This window comes from Binatus sp. (SeqCode) (assembly GCF_050013435.1).
Taxonomy (GTDB): domain Bacteria; phylum Desulfobacterota; class Binatia; order Binatales; family Binataceae; genus Binatus.
In genome coordinates this window covers 1-24,621 of sequence record NZ_JBEKFG010000058.1, presented here as the reverse complement: position 1 = coordinate 24,621, position 24,621 = coordinate 1, and the positions used below count along the sequence as shown (strand labels likewise).

26 protein-coding genes are annotated in these 24,621 nt (G+C 62.2%); 18 read left to right on the top strand and 8 right to left on the bottom strand.

Going from position 1 to position 24,621, the window contains the following annotated elements:
• Positions 1 to 276 precede the first annotated feature (276 nt).
• The gene (locus ABSB13_RS12140) at positions 277 to 978 is read left to right on the top strand and encodes a YqgE/AlgH family protein (protein ID WP_428108754.1); all 702 of its coding nucleotides are present in this window, start codon (positions 277 to 279) and stop codon (positions 976 to 978) included.
• A 54-nt stretch (positions 979 to 1,032) separates the two neighbouring features.
• The gene (locus ABSB13_RS12135) at positions 1,033 to 1,461 is read left to right on the top strand and encodes a helix-turn-helix domain-containing protein (protein ID WP_428108752.1); all 429 of its coding nucleotides are present in this window, start codon (positions 1,033 to 1,035) and stop codon (positions 1,459 to 1,461) included.
• Between the two features lie 115 nt (positions 1,462 to 1,576).
• On the opposite strand, the gene ABSB13_RS12130 is transcribed toward ABSB13_RS12135, so the two are convergent.
• Positions 1,577 to 1,918, bottom strand: a complete 342-nt coding sequence (locus ABSB13_RS12130; RefSeq protein WP_428108750.1) for a low molecular weight phosphatase family protein — start codon at positions 1,916 to 1,918, stop codon at positions 1,577 to 1,579.
• A gap of 128 nt (positions 1,919 to 2,046) precedes the next feature.
• On the opposite strand from ABSB13_RS12130, the gene ABSB13_RS12125 reads away from it, so the two are divergent.
• On the top strand, positions 2,047 to 2,463 hold the full coding sequence (locus ABSB13_RS12125) for a DoxX family protein (protein WP_428108747.1): 417 nt from the start codon (positions 2,047 to 2,049) through the stop codon (positions 2,461 to 2,463).
• Positions 2,464 to 2,474: 11 nt separating this feature from the next.
• On the opposite strand, the gene ABSB13_RS12120 is transcribed toward ABSB13_RS12125, so the two are convergent.
• Positions 2,475 to 3,137, bottom strand: coding sequence for an XRE family transcriptional regulator (locus ABSB13_RS12120; RefSeq protein WP_428108745.1), 663 nt, complete (start codon positions 3,135 to 3,137; stop codon positions 2,475 to 2,477).
• 461 nt (positions 3,138 to 3,598) lie between these two features.
• On the opposite strand from ABSB13_RS12120, the gene ABSB13_RS12115 reads away from it, so the two are divergent.
• The 11 genes from ABSB13_RS12115 (at position 3,599) to ABSB13_RS12065 (ending at position 10,988) form a co-directional block, all read left to right on the top strand.
• Positions 3,599 to 4,102, top strand: coding sequence for a helix-turn-helix domain-containing protein (locus tag ABSB13_RS12115; RefSeq protein WP_428108743.1), 504 nt, complete (start codon positions 3,599 to 3,601; stop codon positions 4,100 to 4,102).
• Positions 4,077 to 4,607, top strand: coding sequence for a glycoside hydrolase family 108 protein (locus tag ABSB13_RS12110; RefSeq protein ID WP_428108740.1), 531 nt, complete (start codon positions 4,077 to 4,079; stop codon positions 4,605 to 4,607). Before ABSB13_RS12115 ends, ABSB13_RS12110 begins: the two co-directional genes overlap by 26 nt.
• An 18-nt stretch (positions 4,608 to 4,625) precedes the next feature.
• Positions 4,626 to 4,928: a hypothetical protein gene (locus tag ABSB13_RS12105; protein WP_428108738.1), complete on the top strand. Its 303-nt coding sequence runs from the start codon at positions 4,626 to 4,628 to the stop codon at positions 4,926 to 4,928.
• Between the two features lie 187 nt (positions 4,929 to 5,115).
• On the top strand, positions 5,116 to 5,427 hold the full coding sequence (locus tag ABSB13_RS12100; protein WP_428108736.1) for a hypothetical protein: 312 nt from the start codon (positions 5,116 to 5,118) through the stop codon (positions 5,425 to 5,427).
• Positions 5,417 to 5,713: a hypothetical protein gene (locus tag ABSB13_RS12095; protein WP_428108733.1), complete on the top strand. Its 297-nt coding sequence runs from the start codon at positions 5,417 to 5,419 to the stop codon at positions 5,711 to 5,713. Before ABSB13_RS12100 ends, ABSB13_RS12095 begins: the two co-directional genes overlap by 11 nt.
• Positions 5,714 to 5,784: 71 nt before the next feature.
• The gene (locus ABSB13_RS12090; RefSeq protein ID WP_428108730.1) at positions 5,785 to 6,276 is read left to right on the top strand and encodes a hypothetical protein; all 492 of its coding nucleotides are present in this window, start codon (positions 5,785 to 5,787) and stop codon (positions 6,274 to 6,276) included.
• Between the two features lie 243 nt (positions 6,277 to 6,519).
• Positions 6,520 to 6,831, top strand: coding sequence for a hypothetical protein (locus ABSB13_RS12085; RefSeq protein WP_428108727.1), 312 nt, complete (start codon positions 6,520 to 6,522; stop codon positions 6,829 to 6,831).
• A complete protein-coding gene (locus ABSB13_RS12080; protein WP_428108724.1) occupies positions 6,815 to 7,126 on the top strand; it encodes a hypothetical protein in 312 nt (103 codons plus the stop codon). The genes ABSB13_RS12085 and ABSB13_RS12080 overlap by 17 nt, the downstream gene beginning before the upstream one ends.
• 11 nt (positions 7,127 to 7,137) lie before the next feature.
• Positions 7,138 to 7,755: a phage protein Gp27 family protein gene (locus tag ABSB13_RS12075; protein ID WP_428108721.1), complete on the top strand. Its 618-nt coding sequence runs from the start codon at positions 7,138 to 7,140 to the stop codon at positions 7,753 to 7,755.
• 84 nt (positions 7,756 to 7,839) lie between these two features.
• Complete coding sequence (locus tag ABSB13_RS12070; protein WP_428108719.1) at positions 7,840 to 9,363, top strand: hypothetical protein; 1,524 nt, start codon at positions 7,840 to 7,842, stop codon at positions 9,361 to 9,363.
• A 248-nt stretch (positions 9,364 to 9,611) separates the two neighbouring features.
• The gene (locus tag ABSB13_RS12065) at positions 9,612 to 10,988 is read left to right on the top strand and encodes a DUF935 domain-containing protein (protein ID WP_428108716.1); all 1,377 of its coding nucleotides are present in this window, start codon (positions 9,612 to 9,614) and stop codon (positions 10,986 to 10,988) included.
• Here ABSB13_RS12065 and ABSB13_RS12060 read toward each other — a convergent pair.
• The 5 genes from ABSB13_RS12060 to ABSB13_RS12040 form a co-directional block, all read right to left on the bottom strand.
• Positions 10,985 to 11,782 (bottom strand): class I SAM-dependent methyltransferase, encoded by a 798-nt coding sequence (locus ABSB13_RS12060; protein WP_428108714.1) that lies wholly within the window; start codon positions 11,780 to 11,782, stop codon positions 10,985 to 10,987. The genes ABSB13_RS12065 and ABSB13_RS12060 overlap by 4 nt on opposite strands.
• Positions 11,783 to 11,857: 75 nt before the next feature.
• Positions 11,858 to 12,340 carry a hypothetical protein gene (locus ABSB13_RS12055; RefSeq protein WP_428108711.1) on the bottom strand — a complete coding sequence of 161 codons (483 nt, stop codon included), beginning with the start codon at positions 12,338 to 12,340 and terminating at the stop codon, positions 11,858 to 11,860.
• A 62-nt stretch (positions 12,341 to 12,402) separates the two neighbouring features.
• The gene (locus ABSB13_RS12050; protein ID WP_428108708.1) at positions 12,403 to 13,065 is read right to left on the bottom strand and encodes a hypothetical protein; all 663 of its coding nucleotides are present in this window, start codon (positions 13,063 to 13,065) and stop codon (positions 12,403 to 12,405) included.
• A 670-nt stretch (positions 13,066 to 13,735) separates the two neighbouring features.
• Positions 13,736 to 14,071, bottom strand: coding sequence for a hypothetical protein (locus ABSB13_RS12045; RefSeq protein ID WP_428108705.1), 336 nt, complete (start codon positions 14,069 to 14,071; stop codon positions 13,736 to 13,738).
• A gap of 14 nt (positions 14,072 to 14,085) precedes the next feature.
• Entirely contained in the window at positions 14,086 to 16,587 is a 2,502-nt protein-coding gene (locus ABSB13_RS12040) for an arylsulfatase (protein ID WP_428108703.1), read from the bottom strand.
• A 1,079-nt stretch (positions 16,588 to 17,666) separates the two neighbouring features.
• Between ABSB13_RS12040 and ABSB13_RS12035 the strand changes: the two genes are divergently transcribed.
• The gene (locus ABSB13_RS12035) at positions 17,667 to 20,615 is read left to right on the top strand and encodes a choice-of-anchor D domain-containing protein (RefSeq protein WP_428108701.1); all 2,949 of its coding nucleotides are present in this window, start codon (positions 17,667 to 17,669) and stop codon (positions 20,613 to 20,615) included.
• A gap of 98 nt (positions 20,616 to 20,713) precedes the next feature.
• Here ABSB13_RS12035 and ABSB13_RS12030 read toward each other — a convergent pair whose 3' ends face one another.
• Positions 20,714 to 21,526, bottom strand: a complete 813-nt coding sequence (locus tag ABSB13_RS12030) for an ABC transporter ATP-binding protein (RefSeq protein ID WP_428108699.1) — start codon at positions 21,524 to 21,526, stop codon at positions 20,714 to 20,716.
• 169 nt (positions 21,527 to 21,695) lie between these two features.
• Between ABSB13_RS12030 and ABSB13_RS12025 the strand changes: the two genes are divergently transcribed.
• The 3 genes from ABSB13_RS12025 to ABSB13_RS12015 are packed head-to-tail and all read left to right on the top strand — an operon-like array spanning position 21,696 to position 24,364.
• Positions 21,696 to 22,835 carry a phage protease gene (locus ABSB13_RS12025; protein ID WP_428108696.1) on the top strand — a complete coding sequence of 380 codons (1,140 nt, stop codon included), beginning with the start codon at positions 21,696 to 21,698 and terminating at the stop codon, positions 22,833 to 22,835.
• A gap of 60 nt (positions 22,836 to 22,895) precedes the next feature.
• Positions 22,896 to 23,378 (top strand): hypothetical protein, encoded by a 483-nt coding sequence (locus tag ABSB13_RS12020; RefSeq protein WP_428108693.1) that lies wholly within the window; start codon positions 22,896 to 22,898, stop codon positions 23,376 to 23,378.
• A gap of 41 nt (positions 23,379 to 23,419) precedes the next feature.
• The gene (locus ABSB13_RS12015; RefSeq protein ID WP_428108690.1) at positions 23,420 to 24,364 is read left to right on the top strand and encodes a Mu-like prophage major head subunit gpT family protein; all 945 of its coding nucleotides are present in this window, start codon (positions 23,420 to 23,422) and stop codon (positions 24,362 to 24,364) included.
• Positions 24,365 to 24,621: the final 257 nt, after the last annotated feature.

Sequence of the window (24,621 nt, the reverse complement as noted above, 5' to 3'; positions counted from 1 at the left end):
TGGGCTTTCTGTTCGGCTCGATCGTCAACAACCGCGGCGCGGGTCCGGTCGTGATCGCCGCATTGCTCGGCTGGGCAATCTCCAAACACGAGCCAAACGACCAGAGTTGAAGCGTCGCGAACCCGCGGCCGAAGTCGTCAACTAGTAATGTTTTACTACCGCGCGGCGATATTTCCGTTCGATCTGCTCGAGGTCCGCCCTGGGGCCGGTAAGTTTCATGCTTAACGCCCAATTGGCGTTGAACATCGATTCGAGTTGCGGCTATGTAGTTGCTGTATGCGGGGATTCAGCAGGATGCTCGGCGGACGGCTGGTCGCGGCCCTCCTGGTCGCATTTACCGCGCTGATGGCGACCTTGGCGCCGGCGCAAAATGCGCAAAGCGCGGACCTGACGACGCCTTCCTTTCTGGTTGCCACCCGCGATCTCCAGGATCCGCAATTTCAGCACGCCGTAGTCCTGATGATCCCGTCCACAGCGCCTCCTCTGCTTGCCGGCGTCATAATAAACAGTCCGGCTAAAATGCGAGTTCGCGATATGTTCCCGGATGCGCACCAGCTCAAGAGCACGCAGGAAACGATTTACCTGGGCGGCCCGGTGGAACCCGACCAAGCGTCAGTGATCTTTCGCGCGTCGTCGGCGCCCGGCTCCGCGACGCGAATTTTCGACGACACTTACGTCGCGACCGGCCGCGACGCCATCGCCGGGGTCCTGAAGGACCCGCGCTTCACCGATATCCGCGTCATTTTAGGCAAGGCTCAGTGGTTGCGCGATCAGCTCTACAGCGAAGTTATGCGCGGCGCGTGGTACGTGGTCCCGGCCAAGTCCGACCTGGTTTTCAGCGATCCAAAGGATTTATGGTCCACCCTGGTGCAGGGCGGCGATCTTCAGGAAGCCGAGGCAGGGCGTGAGCCCGCGCGGAATTTGCCTCAATGGCGTTCCGGTGCTACAAACTGGCAGTGTCTAATCTCACCCAATTGATTGGCGAGGCGGCTGATCCCGCGCCGCGCAGAACTTCTCAAGGGGATACCATCAATGGCACGGTTCAAGGAACGCAATTTCGGTCACGTCCTTCGTGAACGCCGTCGACAGCTCGACCTGACCCAGGAAGAGGTCGCGCGCCGGATCAAGACTTCGACTCCGTACATCGGACACCTCGAATCGGGCAAACGCCACCCGTCGGACAAGATCGTAACGCGACTTGCCGAAGTCCTCGGGCTCGATCGGCGGGAACTATTTTTTCTGGCCAATCCGCGCGCGCAGGCCATCCTCAGCCCTGAGCCCGAAGCCGACGCGAAGTCGGCTTGGGAAGATTTCCGCAAGGACGAGCAGCTCAGGCGCATCCACAACATCTCGGGCGACGAGATGGAAATGCTGTCGCGCGTGGCGCTGCTCGGCGACGTGCGATCGCCGCGCGACTTCATTTATATAATCAATACGGTTCGTCACGCGGTCGGCAGATAGGAAGTTCAGATCGTCCTTGGACGGGCGTCGGCTGCCGCGCGCATCGCGGCTGTCACGGGAATTGCCGCGCTGAGCAGGCCGATCGCGGTTGCGGCGAGCAGCGCTTCGAAGGCCGCTATCGTCGCGAATCCGTCAGCCCCAGCGCGGTGCGCAGCTTGCCCTTGAGCAGGTGAATGAGTTTGTCTTCCCAGCAAACGTAGTTGTCGGGAACGTCGAGCACCACCACTTTCCCCGCGTGCACTTCGCCGAAGCGATCACGGATATGGCGGCGATGCGCCTCTTCCATGACGCAAATCACGTCGGCCTCCTCGACCAGCTCCAGGCTGACCGGATTCCTCGCCCACGGTTCCGTACCTGCCGATGTAACCCACATGGGAGCGCGCATTTCCGCCAGCACCATCGCGGCCGTCGGACTGCGATCCAGATTGCCGGTACAAATCATCAGCACCTTCTTCATGGCGATCGAAAGGCTACACCAATCCTGATTCTTTTAGAGGACCCCATGTCGGCAGCATAATCCGTTGCGGCGAAAAGAGAAAAACTCTTCTATCGGCGAGCTTGATCCACTATTGTTCGCGCACGACCATGGAAACCGGCGATCTCGAAATCATCAGCCCCGCAATTGGCCTCACCGCGCGCATCCTGTTCACGCTGATTTTCGTGCTCTCGGGCATCACGCATTTCACCTCGATGCAGAGTTACGTCACTCTGATGCCCGCGGCGATTCCATTTCGCGCGTTCTGGGTCGCGATTTCCGCTCTCGTCGAGCTCGTCGGCGCCGCTCTGATTCTCTTTAACTATCGTCCGCGCCTCGGTGGATGGCTGATCGTGCTGTTTCTCGTCCCCGTCACGATCGTCGTGCATGGTTCCGCGATGCTCACGCTGGCCGATCCCGTGATGCGCGCCGTCAATGTCTCGATGTTTCTCAAGGGACTCGCAATGATCGCGTGCGCGCTCTTCATCACTCAATTCGGTGTCGGCCCCGGCGCCGGCGCCCGTTGATCCCGCGCCGGTCACACGCAGCCGCCTATCCAAATCACCCGGCCGATGATTTTCACATTGGACACCACCATCGCTTCGTATTTCGGATTGTCGCTGCGCACTAGCAATTTCCCGTCCGGACGCCGCTGGATTCGCTTCACCGTAAGCCCGCCGTCATGGCGCAACAGGTAGATCCCGTCCTGTCTGAAACGCGGCTCCGCGAGATCGGCGAGTATCAGATCGGAATCCTCGACCGTCGGCGCCATCGAATCGCCAACTACCTCGATCAATATCAAGTCGCGCGCCTCCGTGTTGAGCCGCCGCTTGACCCAGGCCGCGCGGAACGCGATCGAGTCCACCACCTGGTCGCTGCGAAGTATCCCGTCGCGCCCGCTCGAAAATCGTATCCGGTTGCGCGGCATGAAGACGAAGTCGCCGTGCTCGACTGCCCGCGTGATTGCCTGTGCGCTCTGCGCCGCCTCGGCTCCCGTCGCCAGCCACTCCACTGACACTCGCCCCGCCCGCGCCAGCGCCACCAGGTTCGCCACGCTCGGTTGTCCCCGGCCGGATAACCATTTGTAGATTGCGTTGTCCGATACCCCGACCGCCGTCGCCAGTGCCACCACCGAGCCGAATGAATGGATCACCTGCGTCAGCCGGCCACGAAATTGGCCGTCAACTACTGTAGTTGACATAAATCTCCTAATGTGAAATAAGATTCATAAAGCGCATGATCCTGCCACAAGCAAACCACTCTCAACTAAAACCGAATCCCCCGCCCCCCAAAGCGCGCTCGCTCTCCCGCTGTCGCCGCACCACGCCTTCGTCAGCTTACCCCACATCGCTCGCCACTCATCGATCTTACCGCCTACACACTCTTAGCCTAGTTCGGCATTCAGCGTCACTGTCCGATACCCCCCAACTCGCGCGGAGGATTTATGGAACCCGCGGCCCCTCTCGTTCGCCTTGCCGTTTCTAATCGTGTCGCGGCTTGTATGTGGTGCCACGCGACCACCACTCACGCCGAGGTAATTCGCAACCGCGGCCTCTGCCAAAGCTGCGCCCAGGATAACTGCGAGATCAGTTGGCGCCTGGTTTACGATCGCGATCGTAATATCGGCTCGATCCCGTCCAATCTTCGTGCCGCGTACGGCTTATGAACGTCGTCCACAGCCGGATGCCCGCGCTCAACCGCGCCCCGTCGCAGGCGCCGGCGTTCGATCTTTTCCCGGCTGCCGCGCGAACCTCGCTTTACGATCAGATCGGTCATTCGATCGGTGCCGACGCCGCCGACAAGCTCATCGCGGATTTTGGCGGCCGCCGCTTGTACATCCCCGTGGCTCCCGGGCCGGGCGACCTGATCACGCGCTCGATTGGGCTGTCGGCCGCGATGGAGATGGCGCGCGTGTTTGGTGGCGATCGCCTGTTGATTCCGGTCACCACCGATCATGCGCGCCGGCGCGTGCAGATTGTCGCGATGCGTGCCGACCACGTCAGCATCTCGCGCATCGCGCACGAACTCCGATGCACCGAGCGATACGTGTACAAGGTGCTCGCCCTGTATCGCGCTCCCGATGCGCGATGCGCCGAGTCAGCCGCGCCAACGTCCGCGCCGATCGCCGAGCGATTGAAACGTGGACCCATCAATCAGCGCTCCTGACGCGTACAGCCCTGAATTTTTGACCGCCGTCGAACGCGTGCTCGCCAACGAGGGTGGCTATTCGTCAAATCCCGCCGACCCCGGCGGCGCCACCAACTTCGGTATTTCAGCGCGAGCGCATCCGGGACTCGCAGTCGCGTCCCTCACCCGCGACGCGGCGGTGGAAATCTACTGGCGCGAATGGTGGTTGCGATATGGATTTGCCCGGCTGCCCGCCGCCGCCGCCGCCAAGACCTTCGATCTCGCCGTCAACATGGGCGCCGGCAATGCGATCGAATGCCTTCAGCGCGCGATCCGCGCGTGCGGCCTGCCGGTCCCCGAAGACGGCGTGATTGGCCCCGCCACCGCGGCCCAAGCCGCGCGCGCCGACCCGGCCGCGCTGATGGCGGCGCTGCGCTCGGAGCTGGCGGCGCATTACCGGCTCGTCGCTGCGAAAGCGAATCAGGAAAACCACGAACACGAAAACCAGTTCATCAAAGGATGGCTGATCCGTGCGTACGCGTGAACGCGAGGAAACCCAAAGATGATGGAATTAATTGAAAACCTCGGCACGTTGATGTCGCGGCTCGGCGACCTGCGCAAATGCTCCGCACTGCAGCTCATGATTTTGTTCGGCGGCACGATCGCGGCGGCCGGCGGCACCTATCAGTTCAAGCACGACTGGATCGCGGCGGCGGGCGTCGGAGTCGCGACGTTCGTCGGGCAACTCCCGCACATTTATGCGCCGCCGCCGGCGAGCAGCGACCAATCCGAGTCCGACGTCGAGGATGCACGAAGCGATGTTCGCACTAGCGGCAAAAAGGTAGATGCGGATCACGGGAATTAAATGCGAAACCGCCGCCGGTTTCGCGCTTCCGGCGGCAGGGCACGGCCCTGCACCTTGGGTTAATCGCGAAGTGCGCCGAAGCGCCCTTCGCTCTCAAGCGGCTGAGGGGAGCAGAGGACAGCGCACGCCAACGGCGTGCGGCCTTATCACTGTTACCCCCGCATCAGCGGGGCCGCGCGTAGCGGTGATGCTGCTGTCCGCATTCCTGCTGGCGGCGTGCGCGCCGACGATCCATCTCGACGCGCCTGCGATGCCCGCGATGGATCCACAGCGCGGGACTTATTGCAGGTTCACTGAAAAAGCGCTGGCGCCGCTCGATCCGGAGCCGCAATTGCCCGACGTGGGCGAGCTATCGCCATGTCCGCCCGGCTCGGGATTCGTCGCATGCTTCACGCTCGACCAGGACCTCGTGCGTCAGCGTCGCTTCAAGATTCTTCACGACGATCGCGACTACTGCCGCGACGCATACGGGAGAGCGGTGAAGCGTGATGCTCAGTAAGACAATCACGGCGATCGCGATCGTGATGCTTGCGATGGCGGGATGCGGCAGCGGAGTCGCGCAGAAATGCTGGGGCGATCCGATGGGCGACAACTTCTGCACGGAGTTCGTGCAGGAGCATTTCTGGACCGGCGGCGTGGCGATCACCGTCGCGAAATATCCGGTTCCGGGTCCGGTCAGCGGCTTGCAGATTTCCGGCGAGGTCTCGACCTCCACCGGAATCGCCAGCAGCGTCGGCGGTTCGATCGCCGGCGAGGCGGCGCAACACGTGGTCGTCGTGCCATGAGCCGTTGCGACGGCAGCGCAGTGAAAAAAGAAACACGCGGCAATTCAGCCGCTGAAGAAGGAGAGATCAAGATGCGTTCACTGACCAACAAGTTTCTCGGATTTCTTTGCCTGTGCCTGTTCCTGATTCCTTTCGCCACCGGATGCGGTCTGTTTGGTTTGCCGATGGCGGCGCAACAGGGCGGTGGCCTGGCTGCGCCAACCGTGCAGAGCCAGGCCGGCAACAAGAGCATCGTCCCATCCGCGACCGCGCTTACCGTGGAAATCACCAACTTCTGCAACGGACAGGCGCAGACCAATTACGGATGGCTGGTGCAGTTCTGTGACGGTTCGCTCTCACTCTCGAATCTGCCGGTGACTCTGACCTCGACGATGGCCGCGGCCACCCAACAGGGACAGAAGGCCTGGTGTTACGCGAATCAATGGACCAACGCGGCCAATCAGCTGTCGGTACCCAAGGACACTTCCGGCAACCCTATAATTCCAGCGCTGGCGAACTGCCCGTCGGGAATCGCGCCTGCGCCGGTGACCGCGCCGAGCGGCGCCTCCTCGGCGAAATCTTGAAACCGCTACGCGCGGGGCGGCAGGGGCTGACCCCTGCACCCAGTGATAATCGCGAAGTGCGCCGAAGCGCCCTTCGCTCTCAGCCGGGTGAGAAAAAGATGCGCTGCGCAGATCTTTTCAGTGGTTGCGGCCCGCGCCGAAACCATCCGCGGCGAATGTTCTCCGCTTTGCGGCAACCCCCGAAAAAGCCCTGCCGCCCACCGCGTAGGTGATTCTTCAAATGAGCACAAGCGTGCAAAGCGCGTGAAAGAAATGGAGTGGGGAAACGTCGCAGGATGGACCGCTGCGTTCGTCGCCTTTGTGGCGGTGAATGCGAGCACGATCCAATGGCTGCTGAAGCGGCGCGACGAACAGCATCTGCGCGACTCGGGCCGCGTTGACGAGCTGGAAAAGCAGCTTACCGACCTGCGGGTGAATCTGCCGCTGGAGTACGTGCGGCGCGAGGACTGGATCAGGTTCAGCGGCACGCTGGACGCGAAGCTGGACGCGATGCGCGAAGAGATGCGCGAAGATATCGGAGAGGTAAAGGAAAGGCTTTATGCCGGACGCAATTGATTTTGAACAAAAACGGCGCGAGGAAGCGCGATGGCGGGTGCTGCGCGTCATCGACGCGGGACGTCCGATCGCGGTCTCGGAGCAGATCATCTGGCGCGTGCTCGCCGACATCAAGCTCTCGCTGTCGCTCAACGCGGTCCGCCGCGAGCTTGCCTATTTGCGCGACTTAGGGCTGCTCGAACTCGAAGGCGAGGGAGCGGAAACCTGGTTCGCGAAACTCACCGCCAGCGGCGTTGACGTCGTCGAGTACAACTACCCGTCGCCGGCCGGGGTGGCGCGCCCGCGCAAGTACTGATGAGCGCGGCGATGAGTAAAAAAAAGAACGCGAAGAAAAGCGAGCCCGACGGCAAGCCGAAGCGAGTGCCGATCGATCCAATTCCGTTCAAGACGTGGAAAATAAAAAAGCTGCCGCCGGATTTGAAAGAACAACTCGACCAGATGCTTACCGAGGGCACGCTACATAGCTGCCGCCAATTGTCGAAGTGGCTGGGGGACAATGGGTTCGAGATCTCGCACGCGGCGATCCACAAATACGGGCAGAAGTTCGAGCGGCGGCTCGACGCGATCAAGATGGCGACGGAACAGGCGCGAATCGTCTGCGAGCAGTTCAAAGGCGATGACGCGCAGATACAGACCGCGCTGCTGAGGCTGGTGCAGACGCAGCTGTTCGAGGTGCTCGCGGTCTCAAATGAGAAAGAGCAGGGGACTGCGGGGCAGGGCGGGGCGACGGTCGCGCCGGTGAATATCGGGGCGCTGGCGCGCACCGTGTCGGGACTGGCGAGAGCAGAGACGGAGCATCGCAAGTGGGCGGAGCACGCCCGCGCAGGAGTGGCGGCGGTCGAGAAGAAGGTCGAAGAGGCGCGCACCAAGGGCCTGAGCAAGGACGCCGCCGATCAGATCAAAGCGGTCTTGATGGAGATTTAGCGATGCGAGCGCATTCACTCGTCTCAGCACCCCACCATCGCTACATAGTTCACAGAGTGCAGGGGTCGCCCCTGCGATTACCCAATGAGTGAACCACTCTCAATACTACTTCCATATCAGCGGCGATGGCTGGCCGATCAGTCGCAAGTCAAGGTCAGCGAGAAGTCGCGGCGAATAGGTATTACCTGGACCGAGGCTGCCGATCGCGCGCTCGGCGCGGCCACCGGAGGCCGGGCCGGAATCGACGGATGGTATATCGGCTACAACAAGGACATGGCGCTGGAGTTCGTCGAGGCCGCGGCGCGATGGGCGCGGCGCTTCAATCGGGCGGCGGAGGCGGTGGAGGAAATCGTGCTCGCCGACGAGCGCGCCGACATCCTGGCCTACCGGATCCGCTTCGCGTCGGGGCACAAGATCGTGGCGCTGTCGTCGCGGCCGTCGAATCTGCGCGGCAAGGACGGATGCGCGGTTATAGACGAGGCGGCGTTCCATGAAGACCTGCCCGGGCTGCTGAAAGCGGCGCTCGCGTTTACCATGTGGGGCGGACTGGTGCGGATAATTTCGACTCACAACGGCGCCAACAATCCCTTCAATGAACTACTCAGTGAGATTCGCGCGGGCCGGCGTCCATACTCACTTCATCGCACGACTTTCGACGAAGCACTAGCCGACGGACTATACAGAAAGATCTGCGAACAGAGCGAAACCGAATGGAGCGAGGAAAAACAGCGCGAATGGCGCCAGCAGATCGTCGATTACTATGGCGATAACGTCGGCGAAGAACTCTTTTGCATCCCGCGCGCGTCGTCGGGCGCGTACCTGAGCTCGGTGTTGATCGAGGCGCGGATGAAGGCCGGTATCCCGATACTGCGCTGGGAAATGCCGGCGGAATTTGCGGGACAGCCGGAAGCGCGGCGCTACTCGGAGACGCAGGCATGGTGCGAGGACAATCTCGCGCCGGTAATCGCGGTGCTGGACGAATCGCTGGCGAGTTTTTTCGGCGAAGATTTCGGGCGTTCGGGCGACTTGACCGTGATCTGGCCGCTGCAAATCGCGAGCGACCTGACGCGGCGCACCCCGTTCGTCGTCGAGCTGCGCAATATCCCGTTTCGAAACCAGGAGCAGGTGCTTTTCTATATCGCCGACCGGCTGCCGCGATTCACCGCGGGCGCGATGGATGCGCGCGGGAACGGGCAGTACCTGGCCGAGACCGCGGCGCAGCGCTACGGCGCTCGAATCGTGCAGGTGATGCTCTCGGAGTCGTGGTACCGCGAAAATATGCCGCGCTACAAGGCGGCGTTCGAGGACGGCACGATCGAGATTCCCAAGGACGCGGACGTGCTCGCCGACCATCGCGCGATCGTGCTCGAGCAAGGCGTCGCCAAGGTCGCCGAGCGGCGCGCCGGGGCCGACGGCAAGGGACGGCACGGCGACTCGGCGATGGCGGCGGCGCTGGCGTTCTTCGCGTCGCGGGCGGACGCCGGACAGATCGCGTATCTCGCGGCGCCCCGGTCAGCCAAGGGACACAACTTCGACGGACGGATCGATCCATTCGGCGCGCCGCCCGCGGAAGATGATCCGGCAGGCGGGAGGATACGAGGGTTTTGAGGAACTTGATTGAATGCGGAACCCGCCTGGGTTCCGCACCTCCTTGGGCAGGGGTCACCCCTGCATATGCAGATGAATAGCTACTGGAGATGGAAGTGCGAAGAATGCGGTTACGAGTTTATACTCGCGCTGATTCGTCTCCCCGAACCATGCCATCGATGCGGCGGTGAATGGTTTTTGAAAATAGGCGAAGCCGCATTGAAAGAACACAGAACTGACTAGCGCAACTTTCAACTGGAGACCAACCAATGACACTCTACGATGCTTACGGACGCGAAGTGGATACAGGGATGTTGCGCGAAGAGCAGGCGGCGCCGACGATGGCGGGAGTGCGAAATATATATTCCGTAATGCATCCGTCGATCGGACTGACCCCGGAACGATTGTCGGGAATCCTCCAGCAAGCGGAGTTCGGAGATCCGTTTCTGTATCTCGAGCTGGCCGAGGAAATGGAGGAGAAGGACCTGCATTATCTGGCCGTGCTCGGCACGCGCAAGAATGCGGTGGCGCAACTGGACCTGGTGGTGCGGGCGGCGTCGAGCGGGTCCGAGGATCAACGCGCCGCGGCGATGGTGCGCGAAATGATCGCCGACGGGCCGCTGCAACTGGACAGCGTGCTGTTCGACGTGCTCGACGCGGTCGGCAAGGGATTCTCGGCGACTGAAATAATCTGGGACACCTCTGGGAGAGAATGGTTTCCCGCGCAATTGAAATGGCGCGACCCGCGCTGGTTCGCGTTTGACTGGATATCGGGCGAAGAGATACTGGTGCGCACTTTGAACGGCCAGGCAATCCCGGTCGAGAGCGACGCGCAGACGCGACTACCGACGCATTTCGGGGGCCAAGGAATGTACGCGTCGATGCGCCCCGGGATCGGAATACAGCCGATGACGGCGCCGCTGGCGCCGTACAAGTTTGTGACTCATTTCGCAAAGGCGAAAGCCGGTCTGCCGATACGAGGCGGGTTGGCGCGCGCCGCCGGGTGGGCATACCTGTTCAAGAACTACGTACTAAAGGACTGGGTAACCTTCACCGAGGTATTCGGGCAGCCTTTGCGAGTAGGCAAATACCATCCGGGCGCGTCGGAACAGGACAAGCAGGCACTACTGCGGGCAGTGTCGAAAATAGGCACTGATGCGGCCGCGATAATGCCGGAGTCGATGGTAATAGAGTTTACCGAGGCGCATCAGAACGGCAGCGCGGAGCTGTATCAGAACTTTTGTGAGTATCTGGACGCGCAAGTGAGTAAGGCAGTTCTGGGACAGACATTGACTACTGAGATGCCCGCGTCGGGAGGATCGCGCGCGGCGGCGGAAGTCCACGAGGGCGTGAGACGCGACATCCTGAATGCGGACGCGAGGCGATTGGCGGCGACGCTCGCGCGCGATCTGGTTCGGCCGATCGTCGAGCTGAACATGGGGCCGCAGGCGCGCTATCCGAAGATCGAGTTGGGGTTGCCCGACGACAGCGACGTGAAAGTGTTCGCGGAGATCGTGGCGATGCTGGCGGATCGGGGACTGCGCGTCGGACAGAAAACGATTCTGGACAAGCTTGGGATCGCGCAGCCGAGCGCGGATGAAGCGGTGCTGGGAGCGATACGAGGGGGAGGGGATGGAATCAGTTAGCGGAGAGAGTCCTTCACTTTTTTGCGCAGCGCGCGGCGGCGATGTTTCATCTCGAGCAGGATGTCGTCGTAAATAAATTTGCGGATGGCGAAGCCGGCGCCGGGGAATCGAATCGCGTGGTCGCCCGGCCGGCGGCGATAGCGAAAGAGCTGGACGCCGTTCCACCAGGTGGGCGAATGATTGCGGGGCGTGCGCAAATCGAGGACGAGTTCGAAGCAGGGCAGGGCGCGCGCGACGAGGCCGTTGGCGGAGCGAGCGGCGCGTTTGTTGGTGTCGTCGATGATGACGACGGCGTCGTCGGCGAGATGGGGGAGTGCGAGTGCGACGCCGTCATACTGATCGCGAAAGGAATGGCCGCCGTCGTAAAAGTAGGCGCCGATGCGCGCGGGACGCCATGGCGCGGCGGCAAGGAAATCGCGGAAGTCCATGTCGTGGAAAGTGACCTGGCCGGGCGCGGTGTGCGCGTCGAGCGTGCGGCGGAGCGCGTCGGCGGCGCCGTCGAACTGCGAGAAATTGTCGCATGCGAAAATGCGCGCGTGCGGATTGGAGGCCGCGGCGCCAACGAGGCTGGCGCCTTTGTAGCATCCCACTTCGACGTAAACTTCACCCTGATCGAGCGAGGCGACGGCGCAATTGAGCAGCCGGAGCTTGTTCTCGGTGGCCATCCCGGGAATTTCGCCGAGGATGTGCGAGAGAGAGCGATCGGCGGGATGCGTCGAGCGGGCGAGGCGGCCGGCGTCGTCGAACTCGGGCCATTGCGCACGGCATCGCTCGAGGAAGGCGTCAAAGTGCATCTTTTTTCAGAAAAGTTGATCGAGCTGCGAGAGTAATTTGACGATGGTGGTCACGTTTTGCACAGGCGCGATTTATCACCAGTACATCGCAGGGCCCATCGGACCGACGAGGCCCATCCCGTACGGGTTGAACATCTCTTCCTGCATGTCCATTTCCTCGAGCTGCTGGGCTTCGAGGGTTTGCTGGGAGATCTCGCCTTCCTTGGCCTGGAATTGTTCGTTGAGTTTCAACTTCTCGTACGCCTGATAATTCTCCTCGGTGCCGATGTACATACATTTGCAATAGTACGGATCGGCCATCCAATAGTGCAGGTTGCCGGTCTTGCCGATGTAGTACTGAACCTGGAGCGAAAGCAGCGACTCGAGTTGCTGTTGGCGCTCGGGAGTGTCGGCAGGGAGCATCCTGAAGCCGGCCGCCGAGAGCATCGGTTCGATCTGCTCGGCCTGTTGCTCGGGCGTCGGCGGTTTGGGCTGGAGCGAGCCGCATCCGAAGAGCGCAGCCGAAAACGTGGCAATCAAAAAGACGGCGGCGACAGAAGTTGAAGGCTGTTGGCGCATTGGTTCCTCGGGCGGAGAAAAAGCGGGGCGGCCATCGCGGGCCACCCCTGGTGAAGAGTCAATCAGGGGACGGAGCTGTTCGCGTTTCCATTGGCGTCGAACAACGTGAACGCGCCGGCGCCGTCAGCATTGAGAGTGACCGAGGCGCGGGTCTTGCCGTCGGCGCCGAGCAGTGCGAGGCCGGGCAATCCGTCGGGCGTCACGTCGAGACCGACGCGCGCGCCGTGCCGATCGGCCAGGCGCAGAGTGGGGGCGCCGTTGGTCGCCACGACCATCGAGGCGCGCGGATTGCCGGTGTTATCCAGGAGATCCAGAGCGGACTGGCCGTCAGTAGCAACGGCGAGGGTGGCCTGCGGCAGCGCGTTGGGATTGTAGAGCACAATGCGGGCGACGCTGTTGGCGAGTCCGACTTCGATTCGCGGCTTGCCGTCGTGGCCGAAGATGCCGAGCGCCGGGGCGCCGTCGGCGCCGACGCCGAGCCCGGCGCGCAAGGTGCCGGTGCCATCGAAGATGCCGAGTTGTGCGACGCCTCTGCTGGTGACGTTGAACTCGCCGCGAGTATTGCCCTTGGCGTCGACGAGCATGAACTTCTGCGCGGTCATCAGCTTGGGGGCTGCGGCGGCGTCAACGGCGCGCGCGGCAAAGATATGGCCAGACACTGCTCCTCCGACGAGCGCGGCGGCGAGAGTCAGCGTCACAAACCCGATTCGCTCTTTGATGGTCATGGTGGCGGTCTCCTTTCCGTACCGATGGCTAGGCGGTTTCCGGGAAGAACATTAGCAGGCGGATGAGGAAAAGGAAAAATCCGTGAAAGTGCGGCCGACGCGGTGAGGGGCATGGGAGGGTAGAGAGAAAAGCTGAACTATATGCGGAACCCACCTTGGGTTCCGCACCTCCTTGGGCAGGGCTGAGCCCTGCACCGCAGTGAGAAGACGCGAAAATCTGCGCAGCGCATCTTTTCGCGACTACGCGATGGCAGGACTGAGCGCTGCACCCAGTATTAAGGCCGTGCTCCGTTGTCGCGCGCGGCCTCTGCCAACGGCTTAATACTGCGCTGCCGTCGCCACGGGCAGGAGTGTCTGTTATTTTCCGCGTGATTTTTTCCGGCTCCGTCTTTGCGTCATTCTAGAGCTAAGCGAAGAATCCCGGTTCTTTCCTGGTTGCCTCGCCTCTGAGCGACGATCGGCACGTCGCCTCGTTGTACTTGAATCGGGCCGTTTTGGGGCGAGACTCAAGACGACACTTTGCAGACACAAGCGCCGAATCATCCGCACGGATGCGCGATGATTTCGAGGCAACCAGTTCGGCTATCTGGTGCCGGGCAAGGATTCGCCACGCGATGCATCGGTCACGGCGCGCATCGCGCGCAACCAGTTTCGCTAGGGCCTGCGCGGTCTATGCCTTTGATGCCCGAGTGAGAAGTGCCGTCAGGATAATGTGCAGAACGACCGCCGGCCACAGTAGTATGCCGGTGAAACCGCCCGCGAAGCCGAGATAGGCAAGATACAACGTGACGACCGAGCTGTAGGTCAACATCCCGACCCGCGGCGGACCCGGCCAGCAGGCGATACTTAATCCGATCAGAGCGATACCGGTCACCCGCGCTACCGGTATCGCAACGCCGGTAAGTTCCTCGCCGAACAACAACCGGCCGACGAGCGACGGAACAATCAGCAGCGCCACGCCAGTCGCAGCCTCGCCCACAGCGGCAAGAAAAAGCCCCCTTTTCATCGCGTCGACACCAGCTAGTCTTTCGCGCGGGCGACCGCGTCCTCAATGGCCGGCATGTTCTTGCGATCCTGATCCGTGTACTGCGCCGGGCCGAGATTGAAGGTCAGCTTGTCGATCTTGCCCGTGAACTTGAACGGGCAATCGTAACGATACTCAACGAGCGCAACCCCGGTGCGGGTGTCCATCCCGACGTCGAAGTCTTCGTCTTCGGGGAACATGATGGGAGTGGTGTGTTCCATGTGCTTCTTGTCCACTTCCTTGCCGTCCACCGACAGCACGCCCGTGCCGCCCTTGCCGAGACCGGGGCCGTCGAGCTTGAAGTCGAACACGATGGTGTGCTTGCCGGCGCTCAGCTCCGGCCCTTCCCAAATCGTGCGCTTGAGATCGAGCAGATTGTAAAGAAACACGACCTTGCCGTGGCGGACTCCCAACTCGCCTTTGGAGAGGAACAAGCCGTAGCCACCGAAGCGACCGCCCTCGGTGACGATCATGCCTTCGCCGCCGCCCTTAGGAATGTCGACATTGGCGGTGATGGTGTAGTCCTTGTCCAGGATGTTCGGGGCGGCGGCGGGCGGCACGCCGCTCAATTCGCCCGAATAGGTGAATGTGGTCCGTCCCGCTGTGGCGCTCGGACGCTGCGTCATGAAGCGTGCGAGGGTCGAGTTGTCGAGCGGCAGCACGTCGTATTTCTTCGCCTGCTCGTAGAAGACATCCTGCAATTGCTTGAGCTTGTCCGGCATCTTGTCGGCAAGGTCGTTGTACTCGGTGACATCTTCATTGAGGTTGTAGAGTTCCCACTTGTACCCGGTAATCACGTCCGGCGGCGTGGCGGTGTTCAGTTCCCACGGTAGATTTACCGGCGTCGTAACCGCCATCCAACCGTCCTGGTAAATGGCGCGGTTCCCGAGCATCTCGAAATATTGCGTCGTGTGCCGGGTTGGCGCATCGGCGTTCTTCTTGTCCCACGTGTAAACCATGCTCACGCCTTCAATCGGGCGCTGCTTGAGGCCTTTGATCGTGTCGGGAGCTGGGATGCCGGTCACCTCGAGGATCGTGGGTACGATGTCGATGACGTGATGGAACTGGCGGCGGATGCCACCGACGTCCGTGATGTGGCCGGGCCAGGACATGGCCATGCCATTGGCCGTGCCGCCGCGATGCGACGCTACCTGCTTGACCCACTTGAACGGGGTATCCATCGCCCACGCCCATCCGGCCGCATAATGCGGAAAGGTCCGATCCGATCCCCAGAAGTCGTACCAGAGAAACTGGTCCTTGACCGGCACGGCAACGCCGTTGAAGGTTGTGAACTCGTTCGGTGTGCCGTTGAGCATGCCCTCGGCGCTCGCGCCATTGTCGCCGCTTATATAGATGATCAAGGTGTTGTCGAGCTCACCCAGGTCGTCGACGGCCTGGATGACCCGGCCGATTTCGTGGTCGGTGTATGCGAGAAAGGCCCCGTAGACGTCGGCCTGCTTGATGTAGAGTTTTTTCTGCTCGAAACTCAGGGTATCCCACTGCGGCAGATCCTTCGGCCACGGCGTCAACTTGGCATCGGCGGGCATGATGCCGAGCCGCTTCTGGTTGGCAAAGATGGTATCGCGCAATTTGTTCCATCCGCCGTCGAATAGGTGCTGGTCGCTGATCTTCTTGATCCACTCGGGCGTCGGATGATGGGGCGCGTGAGTACCGCCTGGGACGTAATAGACGAAGAACGGCTTGTCGGGCGCGATCTCCTTGAGCTGCGTCATATACTGGATCGCGTCGTCAGCCATCGCGGTGGTGAGATTCCAACCGGGATGCCCCTGGAAGGGGTAGATGGCCGTCGTGTTGCGGAACAGGTTCGGTTCCCACTGGCTGGTGTCGCCGCCGACGAAGCCGTAGAAATACTCGAAGCCCATCCCGCTGGGCCATTGATCGAATGGCCCGGCCTGGCTCGCCTGGTAAAAGGGCGTGTTGTGGTCCTTGCCGAACCACGCGGTCGCGTATCCGTTTTCTTTGAGGATCTCGCCGATGGTGCCGGTATCCTTCCTGATAATCGAATCGTACCCCGGGAATCCTGTCGCAGCTTCGCCTACAACCCCAAAGCCGGCTACGTGATGGTTGCGTCCTGTGATCAAAGCGGCGCGCGTGGGTGAGCATAGCGACGTGGTATGGAACTGCGTGTACCGCAGTCCGTTTTTCGCAATACGATCCAACGCAGGTGTCTCGATGACGCCGCCAAATGTGCTCGGCGCGCCGAACCCTTCATCATCCGTCATGATGAGCAGCACGTTCGGTGCACCCTTGGGCGGTACGATGCGCGGCGGCCACCAAGCTGTCGACTCCGAGGCTTTCTCCTTGATCACGCCGCCGAAATTCGGATCGGGAGGCGGAAGTTGATTTCCGGGGATGGTCGTGGTGGCGTTAGGCGAACCCAACTCACCAGTGACTTGCTGCGCGAGGCAGGAAGAGGAAGGGAGCGTGAAGGCGGCGGCGCAAAGCGCTATCGCGACGACCTGTTTGATTGCGTTCATACGAGTTCACCCCTCTGGATGCAGCTTTGCCGGGCCGAAGTTCGCTAGCCATGACCACGGTGCGCCGTCGCGCTCGGCTAGCGATTCCGTCTATCACGAGTCATTAGTCTGTTTCTAGCGGCCGTTTTCCGTTGCCATGACTATGGCCGCGGCTGGTCGTCCGAAAAATGTGTCTTTTTGTGTCTGAGGCGAGCAAATCCGATACGCGGAAGGCGCTATTGTCTAGTCTCCCACGCGCCACAACGCGATAGCCGCCGCGCGAGATGTGCGAAGCAATTGCCTCGCCCTGTATCGGGAGGTGTCGCAGACACGCGGCCGACGCGAGTCGGCAAGCGGCGGGTGAGGGACCCTATCCGCAGTTAATCGGAATGTGCGGCGCATCAGACAACCGCGCCGCGCAAATGTCCCTCACCCGAACCCACTCCCGATAACGGGCGAGGGAATTAACAGAAAGGATTTGGAAAGAGCCGGGGGGCCCTCGGCTGCGCTCGGGATGACACAAAAAAAGTCGGCCGCGCGATGATCCATGAGAGTTCGCATGTGCCGGAGAACCCTCGCCTGCCGGCCGCTGAGTGGCCGGCGGCCGCGTGCCCGTGGCACATCCCGTGAGGTAACGGGCGAGGCAAGGAAGGAACCGGGATTCTTCGCTCCAGCAGCTTCCGCTCTAGAATGACACCAAAAAAAGCGCACCGGCCTCGGAGGCATCACCCTCGCCTGCCGGCCGCTGAATGGCTGGCCGCCGGTGCCCGTGGCACCCCTCATGAAGTAACGGGCGACGTAGCAGAGAGGCACGAATCGAGGGGGCGCGGCACGCTACATCCTGACTGGGGCGGGAAATCGGAGGTAAGACCGACAAATAGGTGCTTTGAAGCACTTTATTACTGTTCGAGGAAGCACGCAGTGGCGCTATGCTGGCCCTCATTACGCAGTTAACGCGCAGTTAACACGCAACCAGACCCCGCCGTCTGTCTTGCCTCCTCATCCACCCTCATCACACCTCACACCCAAGCATAGCCGGAAGGCGCAGGTCATAGCTGTCGGAAGGAGAGCGCGTGCGTCCTAGTGTGAGGACCGGGGGGATGGTATTGGCGACGGCTATTGCGGCCGCACTGGTGCTTGCGACAATGCGCGGGGTGTTGCGCGCGGGAGTTGGCGCGCTGATTGCGGATCGCGTGCTGGGGCAAATCAATTTCATCAACACCGCGGTGAACTTTGTCGACGCGATCGGAATGGACGCGCCGGCGGGAGTGGCGATCGACCAGCCGGCCGGCCACGTGCTGGTGGCGGACACGCAGAACGATCGCGTGATGGGCTGGAAGAGCATCGCGGCGTTTAAATCCGGTGGCGCGGCAGACCTGGTGATCGGGCAGCCTGATTTCAATTCATCGGGATGCAATCAGAACGCGCCAGCGCCGGCGGCGGCGAGCTTGTGCCAACCGATCGGGGTCGCCGTTGACCTGTCGCATAACGTGTACGTCGGCGACACGCTGAACAACCGGGTGTTGGTATTTGCAGACCCGTTTGCGGCGCTTTCCAGGACCAATCAGACGAACGATTTCGCAGCTTTTGCGGTATTCGGGCAGGCCGGGAGCTTTATCACGAAGGCGGGAGGCCTGGGCGCCAACAATCTAAATGGTCCGCAGGGTGTGGCGGTCGATGCGGACAACAATATGTTCGTTGCGGACGTGGGAAATAATCGGGCGCTGGTGTTTTTCTCGCCGATTCCGATGACCGAGGTGAGCGGGACGCCGGGGAATTTCGGCGACGCGACGGCGGACGTGGCGATCGGACAGCCGAACCTGGTCAGCGGAGCCTGCAACCAGGGCGGCGGCGTGACTCTGACGACGCTGTGCACGGCGCCGTTTTTCGGGGTGGGGATCGCGGTCGACGGCAGCGACAATCTCTACGTCGCCGACACGAAGAACGATCGGGCGCTGGAATACAACGGCCGGTTCGGCTACGGGCAGACCAACAATGCTAGTGCCGACCTGGTTTTCGAGGGAAACAACCTGGGGCAACCGTCGGGGGTAGCAATTGATTCGAACGGGAATTTTTACGTTTCGTCGGAGCCTCATAACCAGGTGTACGAGTACACGCAGCCCGTCGCGCTGGACACGGCCGCGCTGCTCAACCTGGTGATAGGGCCCGGGGCGCAGAATCCGAACGCGGGGACGCTGCAGTTCCCGATGGGGCTGGCGATCGACGCGGTCAACAATCTCTATGTAGCCGACCAGGCGAACAATCGGGTGCTGGAGTTCAACGAGGGCGGCTCGCCGGGCAATGCAGTGGCCAACGGCGTGGGCGGGCAGATCGATCTGTCGCACAACGCGCCAAACTACGTGGATGCGGTAGGCGAGAACACGCCGGGCGGAATCGCAGTGGACGCGTCGTCGGACCCGCCGTATCGGCATCTATATGTCGCCGACAGCACGAACAATCGCGTGCTCGGATGGAATGACGTGTCGGCGTACGTCAATGCGCAGCCGGCGGACATGGCATTGGGACAGCCCGACCTTTTCTCGTACAAGTGCAATAACGGCGTGGCGGGAGGCGACGTGGCCGGGCTCGGCGCGGACAGCCTGTGCGGTCCGGCGCGCATGGCGGTCGATCAGAAGGGAAATCTGTACGTGGCGGATTCGGGCAACAATCGCGTGCTGGTGTACAACACGCCGTTCAACGCGGCCAGCGGCGAGCCGGGCGCGGGCGACGGGTCGGCGGATTTCGTTTACGGACAGGGCGGGGCATTCACGACCAGGAACTGCAATCTCGACGGCGCGAGTGCGACGAGCTTGTGCAACCCGGCGGCGGTGGCGCTCGACGGCGCGGGCAACATCTATATTGCGGACTCGGGAAACAATCGGGTGCTCGAGTTCGCCAAAGCGGGCAATCCGCCGGTCGCGTCGGATGCGCTGGCGAATCGGTCCTACGGGCAAGGGGCGGTGTCTGACTTCTCCGACACGCAATGCGCGGACGGCGTGGGGCAGGATCCGTCGCCAAGCAATCACGGGATGTGCAATCCGGGCGGCGTAGCGCTGGATATGTCGGGGGATTTGTTTATCGCGGACTCGAGCAACAACCGGGTGCTGGAAATCGACGCGCCGCTGGAGGGCACGCAGGATGCGACGCGGGTGTTCGGCCAGGCGGGCAACTTCACGGCGTCGGGATGTAATCAAGGCTCGCCGTCGGCGCCGAGCGCATCGACATTATGCGCACCGGCAGGAGTGATGCTCGACGTGCTCGGCAACCTGTGGGTGGCCGACGTGAACAACGATCGGGTACTCGAGTACGACGCGCCATTCGGCTCGAATCCCGCGGCGGCGATGGTGATCGGACAGGGCGACGGCGGCAATTTCACGACCTCGGGATGCAATCGGGGAATTGCTCCGGGCGACTTGAACGGACTTGGCGCGGACAGCTTGTGCTCGCCGGCGGCGGTGGCGGTCGATTCGAATATCGATCTTTACGTGGCGGACACGATCAATAATCGGTCGTTGGTCTATGACGGGATAATCGCGACGCCCTCGGCGACTCCGACGGCGACCGCAAGCGCGACCGCCACACCGACGCCGACCGCGACGGCGACCATGACCGTGACCGCGACCGTGACCGCAACTGCGACGGCGACCGCGACCGCGACGGCAACTGCGACGGCAACTGCTACGCCAACCGCCACGGCGACGGCGGTCGACGCAAAGCTGGAGATTTCACCCAAATCGGTGAAGTTTGGAAAATCGACGAAGGTCAATTCGGTCAGCGAACCGAAGACGGTGAAGATCAAGAACAAGAGCTCGAAGAAATCCGCAATTACCGTATCGATCACCGGTGGTTCAACCGCCGCGCCATTCGCGGCCACCACCCAATGCAACACACCGTTGGGGCCGGGAGAGAGCTGTAAAGTTTCGGTGACCTTCAGGCCGACGGATACCAAGGCACAGAGCGGAGAGTTGATCATCAACGACGACGAAGCGGGAGGAGCGCAGCATCTCCGGCTGTCCGGGACCGGTAAGGCGCGGAAGGTAGAGAAATAGACGGACGGATCGCACTTGACAGCGCGCGCAAGGGAAGCGGCGGGCCAAACGGCCGGCCGTTTTGCATTTGACGATTAGCTAGTTGGCGATGAGTGTTTTCAGATTACTATTCCGGAATGCGGGCGCACCGAGAGTGAGTATCTGCCGCGCTCCCGAGTCAGGTGCACCGGCGCCTGGAACGCGCTGGACAGTGTTGCGGAAGTGAGCACGCGCCCGCGAGGTCCGGCGGCGAGCACGCGCCCCGACTTGAGCACGAGTACGTGCGAGAACATCGCGACGATCTCCTCGACGTGATGGGTGACGAGGACCATCGTGGGCGCGCCGCGGGTGCGAGCGAGGCGGCGCAGGAACTGCAGGAAGTGCTCGCGGGCGACGGGGTCGAGTCCGGCGCACGGCTCGTCGAGGATCATGAGCTTCGGCGAGGCCATCAGGGCTCGGCCAATGAGGACGCGCTGGCGTTCGCCCTGGGAAAGAAATCGCCACGGACGATCGCGAAGCGCGCGGGCCTCGATGCGGCGCAGGATTGCAGTGGCGGCGCGGCGGTCTTCGGGGCGGATCTCGCCCCAGTAGCCAATTTGTGCGTAACGGCCGCTGACGACGGCTTTGAGAGCCGTTTCGCCGTCGTTGGTCTCCATCATCTGATGCACGCTTGAACTGACCAGTCCGATCCGGGTCCTCAGATCGCGCCAGTCAAAACGCCCGTAAGTTTCGCCGAGCACGCGAATTTCCCCGGCGGTCGGCGGCAAGTATCCGGTCAGCGCGCGGAGCAGGGAAGTTTTACCCGAGCCGTTGGCGCCGAGAATCGCCCAATGCTGGCCGCGTTCGACGCGCCAATCGATGGACTCCAGGATGACGGCCTCGCGCTCGACGCGCAGGGCGGTCACCTCGATCACGGCAGGATGGGATTTCATGGTGAAACAATTTTTAACAGGCCGGCGCGGGTGAACGCGAGCCGAGTGTAATCGGCGACGCGCGCGGGCATCTACATTAGTAGCGATTATTTTTCCGATAGCCACGAAAGTTCAGGGCTGAACTGTTCAGCCTTATGCAATTTCGAAACGCGATGCACAATGCCCCTCGATGGAAGACCTCATTACACGCACCGGCGGTGAGAGCGAGACGCGGGCGGGCAAACTGATTCCTTCGTTCGTGATCGATACCGCCGGTGCGCCCGCCTCCGCGACCGCGCCGGGAGAAAAAGCCGGGGCGGCGCCCGAATGGATCGAGCTGCTTCCGGCCGGGGTGTTTTACGGGCGCGACGGACGCGGGCCATTTCGGCTTGACGATCCGACCGCGGTAATCGAGTCGACAATCGCGTTGCAGATGAATGCGGGCCTGCCGATTGACTACGACCATGCCACGGATTTCGGCGCGCCCGAAGGACGGCCCGCTCCGGCGGCGGGATGGATCCGCGAACTCGAGGTGCGTGGCGGCGCGGTGTGGGGGCGAGTGGAATGGACTGCGCGGGCGGCGAATTCGATCGTGGCGCGCGAGTACCGGTACGTCTCGCCCGTGTTCCAGTTCGATCCGAAAGACGGCAGCGTGACCCGGCTGTTGCGAGCCGGTCTCACCAACAATCCAAACCTTCACCTGACCGCGATCGCGGCGTCGCGCACGGCGGCCGCAGACGCGAAGGACGAACGCATGGAATTTCCAACTCAAGAGTTGCGCGAGCTGCTGAGCCTCGACGGCGAGGCGACGGTCGCGGACGTCGTAGCAAGGGTGCGCGAGCTGCGCGCGGCCGGAGATGCGGCGGCGCCAGCGACCGGGACGCACGCGCACGACCCGGCGCACTATGTGGCGATCGCGGAGTTCGAGCGGGCGCTCACCGAACTCAACGCGCTCAAGGCCGAGCGCGCGCGCGAGCGCGCCGCGCATACGGTGGAAGAGGCGATTCGCGCAGGCAAAATCGTGCCGGCGCAGCGCGAGTGGGCGATCGCATACTGCGCCGCGGACGCGCGGGGATTCCAGGCGTTCGCCGCCAAGCAGCCGTCGATAGTCGGCGAGAACCTGGGACTGGCGGGAGAGCCCCCGGCGGAAAGACGAGCGGGCGGGCTCAACGCGGCGGAGCTCGCCATCTGCTCGCAACTTGGCCTCAAGCATTCGGAGTTCATCCGGCGCAAGCGCGGACGCGCGGACTTCCTGAGCCTCGAACGCGCCGACGCCGATCTCCGAAATGCGGAAATCCGCAGCGCTGACTTTCGGAGCAACCAAGACTAACTCGCGCCTGGCGCGGCTCTCAAAGCGGCCGCGCCGGCGTGCATCAACAAAGGTGAAAAGATGGCGGCTCTAACCAATGCGCGAAACACGCCCGAGATGGCCGATGGCGGCAGGATGCGCGTTTACCCGGTCGAAGCGAACACCAACATCTACCTGGGCGGGATCGTCGCGCTTGACGCGGCAGGCAATGCGGTGCCGGCGTCGGCGACTACCACGGTGGCGAACCCGCTCAAGATCATCGGGCGCGCCGAATATGTGAGCAACGGAATCCCGGGGCAGAACGCGCTTAACAATCCAGGCACCGCGGGCGCGATTTGGATCACGGCGCGCAAGGGAGTGTTCCTCTACGCGACGGACGGATCGGTTGGTGCGGCGCAGGTCGGGCTCATCTGCTTTGCGCTCGACGACAACAACGTCACGGCGACCGATCGCGCAAGCGGCGCGACCGTGCAGCAATACGCGGCGGCCGGAACGGTGGTTGCGCTCGATCCGAGCGGCCAGGTGTGGGTGGATTTCTGGCATCAGGCGACCGGAGCCGCGTGATGACAACCTTCAGCCGAAAAACGAAGACGAGGAAGAATTAGATGGAAATCAGTGCAGCGAATCTGACCGCATTATTCACCGGCTTCGACGTCGTCTTCCAGCGCGGGTTCGAGAAGCCGCCGTCATACTACGAAAAGATCACGAGCGTGGTGCGTTCGGCGTCGCGCCAGACTATCTATCCATGGCTCGGTCGCACTACGAGGTTCCGCGAGTGGCTAGGCGACAGAGTAATCCAAGCGCTCGAGACGCATGAATACACAATAGTCAATCGGAACTTCGAAGATACCGTGGCGATCGATCGCAACGATATCGAGGACGATACCTACGGTGCGTACGAGCCAATCATCGAGCAGCTTGGATGGGACACGAAGGTGCATCCGGACATGCTGCTGTTCGCGATGATCAAAAACGCGGTGGCGAATCCAAGCGCGGTCGTTGGCTTCGACCAGATGCCGTTTTTTTCCTCGAGTCATCCGGTTGGCCTGATGGGGCAGACCGGAACCACTGCGGCGAACATCAATTCGAGCGGGTCGGGTGCGTACTGGTTCCTGATCGATGCGTCGCGGGTGATCCGCCCATTCATCTTTCAGCTGCGGCGAGAATACGCAGTGACGCGAATGAATACTGTCACCGACGAGGCGGTGTTCAACCGGCGCGAGTTTCGCTACGGCGTGGATGGGCGGGCCAACACGGGAGTCGGGCTGTGGCAGTTGGCGTACGCCAGCAATACGGATCTGAGCAATCCGGCCAATTACGGAGCGGCGCGCGCCGCGATGAGATCATTCACAACCGATGCGGGGCAGCCATTTGGTGCGCTGTCGATCCGCGACGGGGTGTTTCTATTAGTGCCGCCGACGCTCGAAGAAGTCGCGCGTCAACTGCTGAACTCCGAGTTCATGGCCGGCGTCGGCGCGAGCGCGAACGTCTCGACCTCGAACATCTGGTGCAACAGCGCGGACCTTATAGTCAGTGAGTTCCTTGCGTAAGGACGCGGAGATGAAACCAGTTTCCCTGAGCCGGCGCATCGCGGGTCCCCCTCCCGCCCGCAACGCCGGAGTGCGCGGCGACTCTCCGCGGGCGCAGGCCAGTTGCCTGACGCCCGCGGAGAGACCTTTGAGCAATATCACGGCTTCCGATGCGATGAGGTTACGACAGTGAGTTACGCGACCGCGCAAGACATGATCAACCGATACCCTAATCGGGATCTTGTTCAACTGACTAATGAGGATCCGACGGCGACCAC